The sequence below is a fragment of the Streptomyces sp. NBC_00019 genome, assembly GCF_045041015.1.
In the GTDB taxonomy this organism is placed as follows: domain Bacteria; phylum Actinomycetota; class Actinomycetes; order Streptomycetales; family Streptomycetaceae; genus Streptomyces.
Map to the genome: position 1 here is coordinate 2,923,267 of NZ_CP108302.1, position 15,737 is coordinate 2,939,003.

A 15,737-nucleotide genomic window follows, 5' to 3' on the forward strand; every position below is an offset into this window, starting at 1 on the left:
CCCGAGGAGGAACCGGGGGTGGACGGGGTGGACTCCACCCGTCGAAGGCGGGCGGAGTCCACCCCCGACCGTGCCCACCCCCGACCGCGCCTCGCGGATCAGCGCATCGAGCTCTTCGCGTAGACGCTCTCCGCCCAGGTGTGGATCTGGTCCTCCGACAGGTGCTGGGCCAGGTCGGCCTCGCTGATCATGCCGACCAGGCGCTTGTTCTCGATGACGGGGAGCCGGCGGATCTGGTGGTCCTGCATCTCGCGGAGCACGTCGCCGACGTCGGCGCCCGCCTCGATCCAGCGCGGGGTGCCCTGGGCCATCTCACCGGCCGTGACCTTGGCGGGGTCGTGCCCCATGGCCACACAGCCGATCACGATGTCGCGGTCGGTGAGGATGCCGCAGAGCCGTTCGTTCTCGTCGCTGATGGGCAGGGCTCCGACATTGAGCTCGCGCATCAGCTGGGCGGCGCGGTCCAGGGTCTCGTGGGCGGGGATCCACTGGGCGCCGCGGTGCATGATGTCTCCGGCGGTGGTCATGAAGTACCTCCCGGTGCCGGACGGCCGGCGCGGCGCGGGGCGCGCCGCTGGTCCCGGCGCCCTACATTCTCGCCGCGCCGCCGGGCCCCCGCACCCGGAACCGGGGAGCCGCTCAGGCCGAGAATCCGACGATCTTCCGCGGCACGATGCGGATGATCACGCGGACCTCGTCCTCCTTCTCGGCGGGCGGGTCGACGCCGAGGTACTTGTGCGAGAGGTCGTACGGGAGCTGCTTGTCCGGGTCCGGGAGGATCTCGGCGGTGCCGCGGATCTCGACCGAGGTGTAGGGGTTGGCGAGGTCGTAGACCGAGACGCTGATCCGGGGATCGCGGCGGAGGTTGCGGACCTTCTGGCGGCGGTCGGTGGAGGAGAAGAGGACGGTGTCGCCCTCGCGCTTGATCCAGACCACCGAGTTCTGCGGGGAGCCGTCGGGGCCGAGGGTGGCGACGCTGGCGAAGTTCTTGCCGTCGAGGAGGGCGCGGACGGAGTCGCCGAAAGGGAGGGGATCGCTCGAGGAAGTCGTCATGGCACTCACCCTAGTTATATGCACGCGCATATAAAAGCGGTTTGGTGGATCTCCCCCGGAGAACGGCCGGAAGTAGCGGATCAGCCGCCCCATGCCGGGTGCCGGGGGTCGTCGGCCCTCACCAGGACGTCGGCGGTGCCGGCGGGGTCGGTCTCGTCCGCGTAGCGCTCGAAGGCCTCCAGGGTCCACTGGTCGGCTTCGGGGGTACGTCGGCGCAGGGCGCCCGGGGAGAGGAGGACGTGGACGGACAGGTCGAAGGGGAACCAGTGCCGCAGCAGGAGGGGGCCGTGCAGCAACAGGACGCCGCCGGACGGGAGTTGGACGTAGGGGCTGCGGGTGGCGCGGTCGGTGTCAGGGTCCCACAGGTCGGGCAGGACGCGGCCGTCGCCGCCCGGTTCGAGGGGGCCGAAGACCTCGCGCCACAGGGCGCCGGTGTCGAACCAGCCGTCGTAGTACGCCTCCACATCCTGGCGGCCGTACTCCAGACGGAGCGAGGCAGGGCGCAGAAAGCCCTGGGTGCCGACGACGAGCGAAGGGCGGCCGCGTATCCGCAGGGCCTCGGAGACGCGCTCGGCGAGATCCTGCGGGCGGGCCGCGGGGGCACCGTCGAAGGCGACGCGCGGCCAGGGACTGTCGTCGGCCGGCTTCAGGTCGAGCAGACGGTCGGCCAGCACGTCGCCGAGCCGCTCCCAGGTGATCGCTTCGAGTCGCACACGGCCCATGATGCGTCAGCCGACGGTCAGGACGCGTCCCGCTCATGGACCCGACGGGCGGCGAGCAGATGCGGGAGGTGGGTCTCGCTCCAGGCGCGGGCGGCGTCGAGCAGGGGGATCAGCGTGCGGCCGAGAGGGGTGAGGGCGTATTCGACGCGGGGCGGGTTCTCTTCGTACGCGGTGCGGGTGAGAAGGCCGTCGCGCTCCATCGCGCGCAGGGTCTCGGCGAGGACCTTGGGGGTGACGGCCCTGAGCGGGACCCGGAGTTCGGTGAAGCGGCGCGGGCCCCCTTCGAGGCAGCGGATGACCATGCCGGTCCACTTGTCCCCGACCCGGAAGGGCATCACCGAGGAAGGGCAGACAGCGTCGAACATGTCGGGATCCAGCGGAGCCGGTCGGGTGCCGTCCGGGGAGTCGGTCATCGGTCGAGGTTAGCGCCGATACCGTTGAAGTAACCGGCCCTTGTGTCTCTAACGTCCAGGTCAGGCACCGAACCGCGGTGCGTGGCAAGGAGGTCGGGCATGAGTGGGATCGTCGTCTTCGGAGCAGGCGGGCGGGCAGGGCGGGCCGTCACGGCGGAGGCCCGGCGGCGTGGGTACGAGGTGACGGCCGCGGTGCGGGATCCGGCGCGGTATGCGGAGCTCGGGGCGGACGGGGTGGCCGTGGTCCGGGGTGATGTGACGGATCCCGGTTCGGTCGGTTCCGTGGCGGGCGGACACCTGGCCGCCGTGCACGCGGTGTCGCCGTTCAGCGGGCCGGAGCAGGGCTTCGACACGCTCGACCCGGACTTCTTCGTGAAGGCGGCGGACGCGCTGGTCGGCGGGCTCACCGCGGCGGGCGTGCGGCGACTGGTCGCCGTGGGGCTGGGCGCGAATCTGCTCGGGGCGGACGGGCGGCCGGTGATGGACGACCCCTCGGTGTTCCCGCCGGAGATCCGGCCGTTCGCGCTGGCGCACACGGCGGGGCTGAGCCGGCTGCGGGCGGAGAGTGACGGCGGCTTCGTCGACTGGGCGATGCTCACACCGGGAGGAGGACTGGAGGAGAACGCTCCGCGCACCGGGCGCTATGTGCTCGGCGGGGAGCGGGTGCCCGAGGGGACGCGTGTCCTGTCGTACGCGGACCTCGCCGTGGCGGTGGTCGACGAGATCGAGCGGCCCACGGCGCATCGGACGCGGGTGTCGGTGGTCGACGCCGAACAGGACACCGAATCGGACGCCGAATAGGACACCGAGTAGGACAAGGCCGTGGTTCATGGCCCGCTCGCGGGAATGAACCCGGTATGTCTCGCCTCGCGACTCCCCCGCGCCGCACCGGGATTCTCGTCGTCCAGCCCCTCAGGCGGAAGCAGTGCGCCGAGTGCCGGGGCGGGCCGTTGTCGTTGCTGGTGCTGGAGGAGGGGGCGCCGCGGTGTCTGGACTGCGCCGACCTCGGGCATCTGGTGTTCCTGCCGCGCGGCGACACCGCGCTGACGCGCAGGGCGCGGGAGGAGAGCGCGCTGTCGGCGGTGGTCGTCCGGTTCAACCGGCGCAGGGCGAGATACGAGCGGCAGGGCGTGCTCGTCGAGGAGGAGGCGCTCACGCGGGCGGAGGTGCGGTGCCTCGCGGACGCCGAGGCGCGGCGACGGCGCCGGTCGCGGGACGCGCGGCGGCGGGCGGCGGCGGACGTGCGGTTCACGGACGCGTTCACGGCGGAGATACGGCGGCTGTTTCCCGGCTGCCCGGTGGAGCGGGCGCAGGGGATCGCGGCGCATGCCTCGGTGCGGGGCAGTGGGCGCGTGGGGCGGAGTGCGGCGGGGCGGGCGCTGTCCGAGGGGGCGGTGGTCTCGGCGGTCGTGGCGTCCGTACGGCATCTGGACACGCCGTACGACCAGTTGCTGATGAGCGGGGTGTCGCGGCACGAGGCGCGCAGGCGGATCGCGGCGGCCGTGGAGACGATGCTGGGCGGATGGCGGGCGACGGAGGCCGAGGCCGGTTGAGGGGGCGGGCCGCGGTCCCACGGCACCGCCGGGCTGTGCCGCCGTGCCGCCGCGCCCGGGAGTGGACCGGTGATTCGGAGGGCGGCGGCAGGGGGAGGTTCTCCTCTTTGGACGCTCGCGTATGCCCGCGCGGCCTTCGGCCATGGTGACCCTTCCCGTACGGGAATTCACTTGTGGTGACGGTTGGTGCCGGGCAGGATCTCGGCTCGATGCGGGAGTTGACGACATGATCGAGGGACCGTACTTCGTACTGACGGTGCTGGGTGTGCTCGGGACCGGCCTGGTGGCCGGGGTCTTCTGCGCCTTCTCCACCTTCGTGATGAAGGGGCTCGCCGCGCTGCCGCCGGCGCAGGGCGTCGCCGCGATGAAGGCGATCAACGTGACCGCGCTGCGGCCCGCGTTCATGCTCGTGTTCGCCGGGTCGGCGGTGCTGTGCGCGGTGATCGCGGTGGTGACGTTCGTGCTGTGGCCGGACGAGGGGACGGTGGAACTGCTGCTGGGCAGCGCGCTGTATCTGTTCGGCTCGTTCGGCGTGACCATGGTCGCGAACGTGCCGCGCAACGACACGTTGATGAGGCTGGACGCGGGGACGGCCGAAGCGGCCGCGTACTGGCCGGAGTATGTGCGTGAGTGGACGGTCTGGAACCACGTCCGCATGGTCGCCTCGGGCGCCGCGGCGGTGTCGTACGTGCTGGCCCTCACGTAGTCGCGCGCGGGCACGGGGACAGCCCCGAGGAGCCGCCGGAAAGCGCTGTCCCCTCACCCTGTCTTCCCCCCTGCGCGAGTGGCCGACGGGACGTATCGTGGCCGAAAGGGTGCCGCCCGATGACGCACGGCCCGTCGACGCCCACGCAAGGAAGACGGCCATGGCCGATCCCAAGGGATTCATGACCACCCCTCGCCAGGAGTGGCCTCGCCGGCCCGTCGAGGAACGGGTCGGGGACTGGGACGAGGTGTACGTCCCCGGGGCCTTGCTGCCCATCATCAACAAACAGGCAGACCGCTGTATGGACTGCGGCATACCCTTCTGCCACGAGGCCTGTCCGCTCGGGAATCTGATCCCCGAGTGGAACGACCTGGTCAGCCGGGACGACTGGCGGCAGGCCGCCGACCGGCTGCACGCCACGAACAACTTCCCCGAGTTCACGGGTCGGTTGTGCCCGGCGCCCTGCGAGGCGGGGTGTGTGCTCGCCATCAACCAGCCCGCGGTCACCATCAAGAACGTCGAGGCCGCGATCGCCGACCGGGCCTGGGAGCTGGGGTTCGCGCCACCGCGGCCGCCGGACCGGCTCTCCGGGCGCACGGTCGCGGTGATCGGGTCGGGGCCGACCGGACTCGCGGCGGCGCAGCAGCTGACCCGGGCGGGGCACACGGTCGCGGTGTACGAGAAGGACGACCGCCTCGGCGGGCTGATGCGGTACGGCATCCCCGCGTTCAAGATGGAGAAGCACCATCTTCAGCGGCGGATCGAGCAGATGCGGGCCGAGGGCACGAAGTTCCGTACGTCGACGGCGGTCGGGCGGGACATCGGGGCGGCGGAGCTGCGGGCCCGGTACGACGCGGTGGTGATCGCGACCGGGGCCACGACATGGCGTGAACTGTCCGTGCCTGGGCGGGAGTTGGCGGGGATCCACCAGGCGATGGAGTATCTGCCGCTGGCCAACCGGGTGTGCGAGGGGGACTTGGAGAGCTCCCCGATGTCCGCCGCCGGGAAGCATGTCGTCATCGTCGGCGGTGGGGACACGGGGGCCGACTGTCTGGGGACGGCGGTGCGCGAAGGGGCCGCGTCCGTCAGCCAGTTGGACATCTACGCCCAGCCCGGCGCCGAGCGCGACGAGGACGCCGAGCCCTGGCCGACGTATCCGAAGATCTACCGGCTGTCGGCCGCGCACGAGGAGGCCGGCGATCTCCGGACCGCGCCGGCGGCCGACGCTGACGCGCGGCTGTTCGCGGCGTCCACGCTCCGCTTCACCGGCGACGCGGACGGGCAGGTGCGGTCGCTGCACCTGGTCGAGGTCGACGCCGAGCGCCGCCCGGTGTCGGGCACCGGGCGGACGCTCCCCGCCGATCTCGTCCTGCTCGCCCTCGGCTTCTCCGGGCCGGACCGGGCGGACGGGCTCGTCGATCAGCTGGGGCTGGCGATGGAGCCGCGCGGCACGATCACCCGGGACGCCGAATTCGCGACCAGCGCTCCCGGGGTGTTCGCCGCGGGGGATGCCGCCCGGGGACAGTCGCTCATCGTGTGGGCGATCGCGGAGGGGCGGGCGGTGGCGGCGGCGGTCGACCGCCATCTGACGGGGAGTTCGCGACTGCCGGCGCCGATCGGGCCGTACGACCGGCCGATGACGGTGTAGCCGGGCCGAGCCGCAGGCGGCGACGGCGGGCGCCACGGCCCGCCGGCCCCTCCCTCGTTCGGATCCGCTCGTCCACGTCGTCTCCGTGACGAGTCGAAGATCGTCCGGCTCTCCCGGACCACACTCAGACCCGCTCGTCCGTCCCCGCCACCTTCTTCGTCGCCAGGGCCAGCCTGTTCCAGGTGTTGATGGCGAAGATCAGCCCGAGCACCTGCGCCAGCTCCTCCTCCTCGAACCGCGCCGCGGCCTGCGCGTACACCTCGTCCGGTACGCCCCCGTCGGCCACCAGCGTCACCGCCTCGGTCAGGGCCAGGGCCGCCTGCTCCTTCTCCGTGAAGAAGTGCCGGGCCTCGCGCCAGACGGCGACCATGTGGAGCCGGTCCTCGCTCTCGCCCGCCTTGCGGGCGTCGTTGGTGTGCATGTGGAGGCAGTAGGCGCAGTGGTTGAGGTGCGAGGCGCGGATCTGGATCAGTTCCACCAGGGCCGGGTCCAGTCCCGCGCGGGCGGCGGCGTCGAAGCCGATGAGGGCGCGGAAGACCTTCGGGGCGGACTTGGCGAAGTTGAGGCGAGGAGCGGCGGCGGTGTTCGTGTTCGTCGTCATGTCCCTCAACCTACGGGGCCGATAGACCCGCTGTAGGGTGCATTTTCATGGCGAGATCGTGGGTCAATTCCGCGGAGCGGATCGGCTCCGACCTGCACCTGGAGCTCTCCGGGCCGGGCAGCAGACGGGCCGCTCTCATCGATGCCCTGCGCGAGGCCGTACGCAGTGGCCGGCTCACCCCCGGCACCCGGCTGCCGCCGTACCGCTCGCTCGCCGCCGACCTGGGCGTGGCCCGCAACACGGTGGCCGACGCCTACGCCGAGCTCGTCGCGGAGGGCTGGCTCACCGCCCGCCAAGGCTCGGGGACGCGGGTCGCGGAGCGGACCGAGCCGCTGCGTCCCGGCCCGAAGCACGCGCGCGTACCCGTGAAAACGCCTCCACACGCGCGTGGCCCCCGGCACGACCTGCGGCAGGGCACCCCGGACGCGTCGACGTTCCCGCGCGCCGCCTGGCTGGCCTCCTACCGGCGGGCCCTTCAGCAGGCGCCCCACGAGGTGTTCGGCCCCGGCGACCCCGCGGGCCGCGTCGAGCTGCGGGAAGCGCTCACGGAGTACCTGGCACGCGCGCGTGGCGTGCGCACCGAGCCGGACCGGATCGTGATCTGCTCCGGTTTCGCGCACGCGCTGCGGCTGCTGTCCCGGACGGCGGTCCTGCGCGGCACCCTGGCCGTCGAGGCGTACGGTCTGCCCTTCCACCGCGAGCTCCTCGCCGACGCGGGCGTCCGGACCGTACCGCTCCCCCTGGACGAACACGGCGCCGACGTGAGCCGGTTGGCGCGGGAGCGGGCCGTGCTGCTCACGCCCGCGCACCAGTTCCCGACCGGCGGGCCGCTGCACGCCGAGCGGCGGGCGGCCGTCGTCGACTGGGCACGCGCGCGTGGCGGGGTGGTGCTGGAGGACGACTACGACGGGGAGTTCCGCTACGACCGCAAACCCGTCGGCGCGGTCCAGGGCCTCGACACGGAGCGGGTGATCTTCGTCGGTTCGGTCAGCAAGAGCCTGTCGCCCGCGCTGCGGCTGGGGTGGATGGTGCTGCCGGAACGCTATGTCGCCGGCGTGCTCGCGGCCAAGGGCGAGCGGGAGGCCTGGGTGAGCGTCCTCGACCAGCTGAGCCTCGCCGACTTCCTGTCGTCGGGGTCGTACGACCGTCATGTGCGGCGCATGCGGCAGCACTACCGGAGCCGCCGTGACCGCCTGGTCGCGGCGCTGGCCGAGCACGCCCCGCACATCGAGGTGACCGGGGTCGCGGCCGGGCTGCACGCGGTGCTGCGGCTGCCGCCCGGCACCGAGCGGTCCGCGCTGAAGGCGGCCGCCTGGGCGGGCATCGCGCTGGACGGCCTCGCCGAGTTCCGGCACCCGGGGGCACCGAAGGCGCCGGAGGCATCGAAGGCACCGGAGCCGTCCGAGACCGCCGTACCGGCCTACGACGGGCTCGTCGTCGGATACGCGACGCCCTCGGAGCACGCGTACGGCGCGGCGCTGGACGCCCTGTGCCGGGTCCTGCCCCCCGAGGCCGGCTGAGGGGTCTCCTTCCCCCGGAGGAGGCGCGGCGTACTGCCTGCGAAGGAGCGCGCCCCGGACGCTCTCCTCCGGTGCTCCTGATTCCTCGCCGTACGTCCGAAAAGTGGCTTCCGACCGACCTGGGAACCGACAGCGGTGGGATCATTCCAGCAGGAGGTGTGCTGCCGTCGGACCCCCGGCGGGATCGGCAGCGGCTCGCCCCATCCTTCGTTCCGCCGTCAGGCGCAGGGCCACCCCCGCGCGTCCCCCCTGTTGGCGGCCGGTCCTGGAGGGTGAGCGATGACGACGCTCGACGAACGTCACGGAGAAGGTGCACGCGACGGGGACAGGCCTCGGGGCGAGGTGGCCCTCGGTCTGGCCGACGCCCATGCCCCGGTCACCGTCCCGCTCGAGCGTCCCGGCGCCGCGGTGCCCGCCGACGCGGGGTCCAAGGCCGCGAACCTCGCGCGCGGCCGGTGCGGGGCTGGCGGTGCTCCCCGGCTTCGTGATCCCGTACGAAGGGGGCGACGACCCGGTCGCCCTGCGGCGGGCCTGGCAGGAGCTCTCCGACGGCGGCGCACGCCCGCTCGTCGTACGGTCCTCCTCGCCCCAGGAGGACACGGAGGAGTCGTCCCTGGCGGGCCAGTTCGCCTCCGTCCTGGACGTGCGGGGATGGCAGGACTTCCGTACGGCGGTGCGGACCGTGCTCGATTCCGCGGTACGGCCCGACGGGGCCACGGCGCCGATGGCGGTGCTCGTGCAGCCGATGCTCGCGGCGCGGGTCGGCGGGGTCATGTTCGGTGCCGATCCCGTGGAGGGGCGGACCGACCGGATGCTGGTGAGCGCGGTGCGGGGCGGTCCTGACACGCTGGTCAGCGGGGAACAGGCGGGCACCAACTACTGGCTGAGCGGGCGGGGACGACTGCTGCGGACGGAGCCTTCCGAGGCGGGTTCGCTGCTCACCCGCTCCGAGCTGGCCCGCCTCGCGCGGCTCGCGCGGCGGGCCCGGCAGATTTTCGGCGGGCCTCAGGACATCGAGTTCGGGTTCGACGGGGACGGGCGGCTGTGGCTGTTCCAGAGCCGCCCGATCACGGCGATGGCGGCGCGGCCGCCGCACGGGGCACGGCTGCTCGGGCCCGGTCCGGTGGCGGAGACGCTGCCCGGGCAGCTGGTGCCACTGGAGGAGGACCTGTGGGTGGCGCCGATGGCCCGCGGGCTCGCCGCCGCGCTCGACATCGGCGGGAGCGCGCCGCGGCGGCTGCTGCGGACGGTGCCGGTGGTCACGACGGTCGGCGGTCGGGCCGCCGCCGACCTGCGGCTGCTCGGCACCACGGGTCCGCGGCACCGGTGGCTGGCGCTGCTCAACCCGGCGCCGGGAGCCCGCCGACTGGGCGCCGCCTGGCGGGTGGGCCGCCTCGCCGCGGCGCTGCCGGGTCTGGCGACGGACCTCGTGGCGGACGTCGACCGCCGCCTCGCCGAGATACCGCGGCTGTCGGCGCTCTCCTCGTCCCCCCTGGTCGCGGAGGTCCGCTGGACCCGCAGGACCCTGGTCTCCCTGCACGCCCAGAAGGCCCTCGCGGGAACGCTCCTCAAGGAGCCCCCGAAGAGCCGTACTGCGGCGGGCACGGCACTGGCCGCCCTGGAGACGGCACGCGCGCGTGGCCTGCCCGACGAGCGGGTGATCGCCGAGAACCCGGTGGTCCTGGCGCTCACCTCACCGAGTCTGCGGAAGCGGAGGCGGCTCCCGGCGCCGGCGGACGTGGCCGGCGACGAGGAGCAGGCCGTGCCGAGGTCCCGCGTGCCGGAGGCCGCCGAGAACGTCCCGTCGGAACCCGGGCTCGGCACGCTCCACTCCCCCACCACCGCCCTCCCGCCCCGTGAATCCCTCCGCCTCCGCATCCGCTGGGTGCAGGAGCTCCAGGTGCGGCTCGTGCGGGAGGCGGCGCGGCGGCTCGGGCTCGACGCGGAGCGGGTCGGGCTCCTGCGGTGACGGGAGCTGGCCGCGGGGCTGCGCGGCGCGCCGCTGCCCGCCGATCTCGGGGCACGGGTGCCGCTGGACGAGTCGGCGCCGTTGCCGGACGCGTTCCGGCTGACGGAGGCCGGAGGTGTCGTCGCCGAGCGGGGCGGCGGGAACCGCGACGGGATGCGAGGGGTGTCCGGTGGGCGGGCCGTCGGGACCGTCTGGGACGGGACGGGGCCGCAGCCCGAGGACGCCGTGCTCGTCGTACGGACCCTGGATCCCGCGCTCGCCCCGTGAAGTCGGCGGTCGCGTGGCTGGCCACCAGGTAGCTGCCGGAGGGCAGTCGGTCGAGAAGCCGCGCGACCAGTTCGTACGCGCCGTCCTCGTCCGGAACGAAGTGCAGCAGGGCCACGAGCGACAGCGCGACGGGGCGGTCGAAGTCCAGGATCTTCCGCGCGCCCTTCACGATGGCGTCCGTGTCACGGAAGTCGGCCCGCAGGTACTCCGTCACGGCGTCGTCCGTGCCCCGGAGCAGATCCGCCGCGTGGGCGAGGACGATCGGGTCGTTGTCGCAGTAGACGACGTGCGCGCCGGGCGTGATCTTCTGGGCGATCTGATGGAGGTTGGGCTCCGTGGGTATGCCACTGCCGATGTCCAGGAACTGGCGGATGCCCTGGCGGGCCAGCCAGTTCGTGGATCTGTGCATGAAGGCCCGGTTGACCCGGGCCATGACCGGAACTCTGGGATCGAGGGCCAGCATCTGCCGGCCCATCGCCTCGTCTACCGGGTGGTTGTGAGTGCCGCCGAGGTACCAGTCGTACATCCGGGCGGGGTGGGGTTTGCCGGTGTCGATCTCAACCATTGCTTAAGCATGCCTATGTCACAGCAACCACGTCACGACAGCAGGAAGTCCGCCTCCCCCGCCTTGGCGCCCTCGATGAAGGCCGTCATCTCGTCACTGGTGTAGATCAGCGCCGGACCGTCCGGGTCCGTGGACTGACGGACGGCGATCCGTCCGTCGGCCAGCTTCATCGCCTCCAGGCAGTTGCCGCCGTTGCCGCCGCTCCACGGCTTGTGCCAGCCCTCGCTGCCCAACTCCCGCGCGGGCATGCCGTTGTAGACCGGTATGCGCGGCTTGATGCGATCCATTCACAGCTCCTTGCGGAGATCCCGGAGGATCTCCTTCGTGCGATGTGCCGTAGCGGCCTGCGCCGCCATGCGGTCCATGACCTCGAGATGGGTCGCCACCTCGGGGCGCGCGTCGAGATAGACGGCGCCGGTCAGGTACTCGCTGTAGACCATGTCCGGAAGCTCCGGCACGGCGAATCGGAACAGCACGAAGGGCCCGTACGTGCCGGGGTGCGGCCCGTTGGCGAACGGGGCGACCTGCAGGGTCACGTTGGGCAGCTTCGTGGCCTCGAGCAACTTGTCGATCTGGGCACGCATCACCTCCGGGCCGCCGACGGGGCGGCGCAGCGCGGTCTCGTCCACCACGGCCCAGAACCGCGGCGCGTCGGGACGGGTGAGCAGTTCCTGGCGTTGTACTCGCAGTGCGACGTGCCGTTCGATGTCGTCCGGGCTGGTCTGGCCGATGGCCCCCGACTTCAGGACGCCGCGCGCGTACTCCTCGGTCTGCAGCAGTCCGGGCAGGAAGTGGGGGTCGTAGGACCGGATGAGGCCGGCGGCGCCCTCGAGGCTGACGTACATCGAGAACCAGCCCGGCAGGATGTCGTGGAACCGCTGCCACCAGCCGGGTTTGTTGGCCTCCTCGGCCAGCTCCACGAAGGCGTCGGCCTCCTCCTCGGAGACGCCGTAGGACTTCAGGAGCAGCTGGAGATACGGGATCTTGAGGCCGACCTCGGCCATCTCCATCCGGCGGACCGTGGCGGGGGCGACGCGCAGGACGCGGGCGGCCTCCTCACGCTTGAGACCGGCGCGTTCACGCAGGTCCAGCAGGCGCCGGCCGAGGACGACCTGGCCGACCGTCGGCGCGGACCGCGGCTCGCTCACCCTCCACCTCCTGGACGTCCCTGAGGTCCGAAGACCCGTAAAAACCTGTGCAAAAGAATCCTGGCAGCCGGACGGCGCCATTCGAAGACCTATTCGAAGACCTGGTCGGATCTCCGGTGATCTCAACTGGCGCCGCTCGACATGCTGTTGCGAGCAGTGTGCCACGGCCTTCCAGACCGTCACACAGCACTCTGCAATTTTCAGAGTGACACTTGCCAAGTGTTCACGGCGGGGCGATAGTGGCAAGCGTGATTCCGTCCGCGCCCTTAGGAACAGACGCCGCCGCAGGCCCCCACAGCCTCGGCGCTGCTCCGGGAGCAACCCCTGGTGGGGCCGCTGCCGAGCGCCGGTTCCGGTTTGAGCTGGCCGCCCATCCGGGTTCTCCCGCCCAGGCCAGACGGCTGACGCGGGCCCGGCTGAACGGCTGGTCCGTCTGCGAGGACATCTGCGATTCGGCGGCCCTGGTGGTCACCGAGCTGGTCACCAACGCGATCGTGCACACGGCGAGCAGCCACATAGTGTGCGAGCTCCACGACGGCGACGAGCTGGTGCGAATAGCCGTGCGTGACGAGGGCTGCGCACCGGGTGAGGTCCATCCGTCGGTGGCGCAGCGGGGCGAGGAGGAGCACGGGAGGGGATTGCTCCTCGTCGACGCCCTCTGTCACGCCTGGGGAGCCCATGAACACGGCCCCGGTCTGCTGGTCTGGGCGGAGCTGCCCCGCAAGGCCGACGCCCCGCGCCACGACTGCGGCCCCTGCAACGACCTGGGCTGGGGAGCCCGCCCCAAGCCCGGCCCCGCCGACGGCTCGGGCGGCCAGCACGACGACGCGGACGCGCGACACGACGGAACGGCGCGGCATCACGGGACGGGGGGTCCATGGCTGTGAGGCCCGCGACCGGCGGCAAGGTACTGACCCTGGACACGCTGGTCCGCCTCCGGCGCGGCCTGCACACCCCGGCCGCACCCCGCCGCCTCCCTGTCCCCGACGGGATGACCACCCCCCTGGGCTGCGACGCGGTGGCGATACCCGCCCGCTTCGGCCCGCTCCTGATGCCCCGGCTGCCCCGTGCGGGGTGCGTCTACGCCGATGAGACGCACTGGTGGTGGCTCGTCCCGTCGGACTCCGACTACGCCCTGGAGTGGCCCGCTCCCGCCCAGTACACCACCGGCGCGATCGTTCCGGACGCGCCGGTGGCCCCCGACCTGATCCACCGCCCCGAGGGCAAGCTTCCGTACACACCGCCGATCCCGCTGTATCTGGCGCTGTGCCGGGTCACGGGGACCACGCCGACCTGGTCGCGGTCGATCAGCGCGTAGGTCTCCGACGGTTGGCCGAAGGGGCTGAGGACGCCGTGTCCTAGGACGGTCCGTGAGGCAGGCGAGGCGGGGGATCGCCGTAGGCCTCCGGCAGGTCGGCCCTGAGGCAGGGCGACCGCGCAGCGGGGCGCGGACCGCGGCAGTGGGTATCCGAGGCGCAAGCCCCACCTGGGTGGCCGACCCGAGGCCGAGCCGCGAACCCCGGCCGGCCGCCACCACGGCGTACGCCCGCGCGTCCCCGCGCATCCGTCTGCGCCCTGCCCCCGGCATCCCCCTCCCGCGATAGTGGCCCTCCGTCCACGAGCGGGGGAGGTCGACGGTGGCGAAGAAACGGGACGTCAGGGAGCCCGAGCTGTCCGAGTCGGAGCGGCTGCTCTTCGGCGGGCCCCTGCGGTACGACACGGGCTGGAACAGTCACTCCGACGCCCGGCTGCAGCTGAGCTTCCGGGCCATGGTGCGCCAGCTGCCGGCGCTGCTCGCGCTCAGTTTCCGGCTGGCCTGGCAGGCGGACCGCAAGGCCGCGCGGATCGTGCTCGGCGCCGAGGCGGGCCGGGGTCTGGCGCAGGCGGTGAGTCTGCTGGCCGTGAACAGCGTGCTGGGCCGGCTGATGGGCGGCGGATCGATCGAGGAGCGGCTGCACGGTGCCGTTCCCGCCCTCGTCGCCATGGCCTGCGTCATGCTGGTCTCCGCGCTGCTGCGGGCCGCGTCCACGTACGCCACCGGCCGCCTCGAGCCCAAGGTCGAGCGCGTCGCCACCGAGCGGTATCTGGAGCGGGCCGCGGCCGTGGAGCTGGCCGCCATCGAGGACCACGCCTTCCACAAGCTGCTGGACACCGCCCAGTACGGCGCCACCTCCGCCCGCCGCATGATCGCCTACGCCACCCGGGTCATGAACGCGGCGATCTCCCTGATCGCGGCCGCCGGTGTCCTGACCGTGCTGCACCCCGCCCTGCTACCGCTGCTCGTGACGATGACCCTGCCCAGCGCCTGGAGCGCCCTGACCGTCGCGCGCCGCCGGTACGAGTCCTTCCACACCTGGGTGCAGCACGCCCGCGCCGGCCATCTCCTCAGCGGCCTGCTCACCGAGCCGGAGTCCGCGCCGGAGATCCGTCTGCACGGCGTCGGGCCCTTCCTGCTCCACCACTACCGTGCGATGTCGGAGGTCGCGGAGGCGGAGCAGGCCCGACTGGCCCGGCTCGCGGCCCGTACGGGACTCATCGCGGCGTCCTGGACGGGGATCGCGACGGTGGCGACGTACGCGACGCTCGGCGGTCTGCTGCTGGCCGGGGCCATGGCACTGTCCGTCGCGGGCACGGCCGTGATCGCGATCCGCTCCGGCTCGTCCAGCCTCGACAGTCTCGTCCTGGAGCTGAACCAGCTCCACCAGGAGGCCCTGTTCGTGGGCGATCTTCAGCGGCTGTACGTCGAGGCGGAGAAGCGGGCGATCCCGGTCGGCGGGCAGGAGCTGCCCGAGGATCCTCAGGAGATCCGCTTCGAAAACGTCACGTTCAGCTATCCGGGCGAGTCCACCCGGCCCGCCCTCGACGACATCACCCTGGCTCTCCCCCTCGGCCGGATCGTCGCGCTCGTCGGCGAGAACGGCTCCGGCAAGACGACCCTCGTGAAGCTGCTCTCCGGTCTCTACACACCCGACCGGGGCCGGATCCTGTGGGACGGCGTGGACGCGGCCGGTGCGGACCGGCGGCTGCTCGCCGAGCGGATCGCGATGGTGGCGCAGGACTTCAAGAGGTGGCCGTTCACGGCCAGGGTCAATGTGGCGGTGGGCCGCTCGGCCGCGCCCCTGACCGAGGAGCGGCTGGCCGACGCGGTCGCCGAGGCGGGGGCCCAGGAGGTGGTGGCCGATCTGCCGCGCGGCCTGGACACGCTGCTGGCCCGCCACTTCAGCGGCGGGCACGAGCTGTCGGGCGGGCAGTGGCAGCGGCTCGGCATCGCCCGGGCCGCGTACCGGCGCGGCCACATCCTGATCGTGGACGAGCCGACGGCGGCCCTGGACGCCCGGGCCGAGCTGGAGGTATTCGAGAAGATCCGCGCCCTGGCGGGCACGGGACAGACGGTGGTCCTGATCACCCACCGGCTGGCGTCCGTGCGCCACGCGGACCTGGTGCACGTCCTGGAACAGGGCCGGCTCGTGGAGTCCGGCACACCGGAGGAACTGCTGGCCACGGGCGGGGTCTACGCGGAGCTGTACTCGCTCCAGGCGGACCAGTTCACCGCGCCGAGGGCGAGCTGACGC

17 protein-coding genes and 1 pseudogene are annotated in these 15,737 nt (G+C 72.7%); 10 read left to right on the plus strand and 8 right to left on the minus strand.

All coding sequences use genetic code 11. The features are described 5' to 3' along the window. Positions 1 to 98 precede the first annotated feature (98 nt). From OHU89_RS13975 to OHU89_RS13990, 4 genes are all read right to left on the minus strand, one after another. Positions 99 to 527, minus strand: a complete 429-nt coding sequence (locus OHU89_RS13975; protein ID WP_266893913.1) for a CBS domain-containing protein — start codon at positions 525 to 527, stop codon at positions 99 to 101. Between the two features lie 112 nt (positions 528 to 639). Continuing rightward, entirely contained in the window at positions 640 to 1,053 is a 414-nt protein-coding gene (locus OHU89_RS13980; protein WP_405642809.1) for a PPOX class F420-dependent oxidoreductase, read from the minus strand. An 80-nt stretch (positions 1,054 to 1,133) separates the two neighbouring features. Beyond that, positions 1,134 to 1,775 (minus strand): uridine kinase, encoded by a 642-nt coding sequence (locus OHU89_RS13985; RefSeq protein WP_405642811.1) that lies wholly within the window; start codon positions 1,773 to 1,775, stop codon positions 1,134 to 1,136. A gap of 17 nt (positions 1,776 to 1,792) precedes the next feature. Beyond that, on the minus strand, positions 1,793 to 2,188 hold the full coding sequence (locus tag OHU89_RS13990; RefSeq protein WP_266893907.1) for a helix-turn-helix domain-containing protein: 396 nt from the start codon (positions 2,186 to 2,188) through the stop codon (positions 1,793 to 1,795). A 99-nt stretch (positions 2,189 to 2,287) separates the two neighbouring features. Between OHU89_RS13990 and OHU89_RS13995 the strand changes: the two genes are divergently transcribed. The 4 genes from OHU89_RS13995 (at position 2,288) to OHU89_RS14010 (ending at position 6,095) form a co-directional block, all read left to right on the plus strand. Next, positions 2,288 to 2,989, plus strand: a complete 702-nt coding sequence (locus OHU89_RS13995; protein WP_405642813.1) for an NAD(P)-dependent oxidoreductase — start codon at positions 2,288 to 2,290, stop codon at positions 2,987 to 2,989. 56 nt (positions 2,990 to 3,045) lie between these two features. Next, complete coding sequence (locus OHU89_RS14000; RefSeq protein ID WP_405642815.1) at positions 3,046 to 3,741, plus strand: DUF2293 domain-containing protein; 696 nt, start codon at positions 3,046 to 3,048, stop codon at positions 3,739 to 3,741. 226 nt (positions 3,742 to 3,967) lie between these two features. Beyond that, positions 3,968 to 4,447 carry a DUF1772 domain-containing protein gene (locus OHU89_RS14005; RefSeq protein ID WP_046262712.1) on the plus strand — a complete coding sequence of 160 codons (480 nt, stop codon included), beginning with the start codon at positions 3,968 to 3,970 and terminating at the stop codon, positions 4,445 to 4,447. 160 nt (positions 4,448 to 4,607) lie between these two features. Next, the gene (locus OHU89_RS14010) at positions 4,608 to 6,095 is read left to right on the plus strand and encodes a glutamate synthase subunit beta (protein ID WP_405642817.1); all 1,488 of its coding nucleotides are present in this window, start codon (positions 4,608 to 4,610) and stop codon (positions 6,093 to 6,095) included. A 124-nt stretch (positions 6,096 to 6,219) separates the two neighbouring features. On the opposite strand, the gene OHU89_RS14015 is transcribed toward OHU89_RS14010, so the two are convergent. Continuing rightward, entirely contained in the window at positions 6,220 to 6,696 is a 477-nt protein-coding gene (locus OHU89_RS14015; RefSeq protein ID WP_267016202.1) for a carboxymuconolactone decarboxylase family protein, read from the minus strand. Positions 6,697 to 6,743: 47 nt separating this feature from the next. Here OHU89_RS14015 and OHU89_RS14020 point away from each other — a divergent pair, with 47 nt between their 5' ends. The 3 genes from OHU89_RS14020 (at position 6,744) to OHU89_RS14030 (ending at position 10,452) form a co-directional block, all read left to right on the plus strand. After that, positions 6,744 to 8,216 (plus strand): PLP-dependent aminotransferase family protein, encoded by a 1,473-nt coding sequence (locus tag OHU89_RS14020; RefSeq protein WP_405642819.1) that lies wholly within the window; start codon positions 6,744 to 6,746, stop codon positions 8,214 to 8,216. A 469-nt stretch (positions 8,217 to 8,685) separates the two neighbouring features. Further along, on the plus strand, positions 8,686 to 10,185 hold the full coding sequence (locus tag OHU89_RS14025) for a PEP/pyruvate-binding domain-containing protein (protein ID WP_405642821.1): 1,500 nt from the start codon (positions 8,686 to 8,688) through the stop codon (positions 10,183 to 10,185). Positions 10,186 to 10,242: 57 nt separating this feature from the next. Continuing rightward, positions 10,243 to 10,452, plus strand: coding sequence for a hypothetical protein (locus OHU89_RS14030; RefSeq protein WP_405655103.1), 210 nt, complete (start codon positions 10,243 to 10,245; stop codon positions 10,450 to 10,452). Here the strand turns inward: OHU89_RS14030 and OHU89_RS14035 are convergent. From OHU89_RS14035 to OHU89_RS14045, 3 genes and pseudogenes are all read right to left on the minus strand, one after another. Then, positions 10,448 to 11,017, minus strand: a pseudogene (locus OHU89_RS14035) (SAM-dependent methyltransferase); the annotation flags it as partial. The gene OHU89_RS14030 and the pseudogene OHU89_RS14035 sit on opposite strands and share 5 nt — an antisense overlap. A 32-nt stretch (positions 11,018 to 11,049) precedes the next feature. Then, complete coding sequence (locus tag OHU89_RS14040; RefSeq protein WP_266828603.1) at positions 11,050 to 11,304, minus strand: DUF397 domain-containing protein; 255 nt, start codon at positions 11,302 to 11,304, stop codon at positions 11,050 to 11,052. Continuing rightward, complete coding sequence (locus OHU89_RS14045) at positions 11,305 to 12,165, minus strand: helix-turn-helix transcriptional regulator (RefSeq protein WP_266828601.1); 861 nt, start codon at positions 12,163 to 12,165, stop codon at positions 11,305 to 11,307. A 239-nt stretch (positions 12,166 to 12,404) separates the two neighbouring features. Here OHU89_RS14045 and OHU89_RS14050 point away from each other — a divergent pair, with 239 nt between their 5' ends. The 3 genes from OHU89_RS14050 to OHU89_RS14060 all read left to right on the plus strand — a co-directional run bounded on the left by OHU89_RS14050 (position 12,405) and on the right by OHU89_RS14060 (position 15,734). Then, positions 12,405 to 13,052 (plus strand): ATP-binding protein, encoded by a 648-nt coding sequence (locus OHU89_RS14050; protein WP_405642823.1) that lies wholly within the window; start codon positions 12,405 to 12,407, stop codon positions 13,050 to 13,052. Next, complete coding sequence (locus OHU89_RS14055; RefSeq protein WP_405642825.1) at positions 13,043 to 13,483, plus strand: hypothetical protein; 441 nt, start codon at positions 13,043 to 13,045, stop codon at positions 13,481 to 13,483. The genes OHU89_RS14050 and OHU89_RS14055 overlap by 10 nt, the downstream gene beginning before the upstream one ends. A gap of 319 nt (positions 13,484 to 13,802) precedes the next feature. Then, positions 13,803 to 15,734: an ABC transporter ATP-binding protein gene (locus tag OHU89_RS14060; protein ID WP_405642827.1), complete on the plus strand. Its 1,932-nt coding sequence runs from the start codon at positions 13,803 to 13,805 to the stop codon at positions 15,732 to 15,734. Positions 15,735 to 15,737 lie beyond the last annotated feature (3 nt).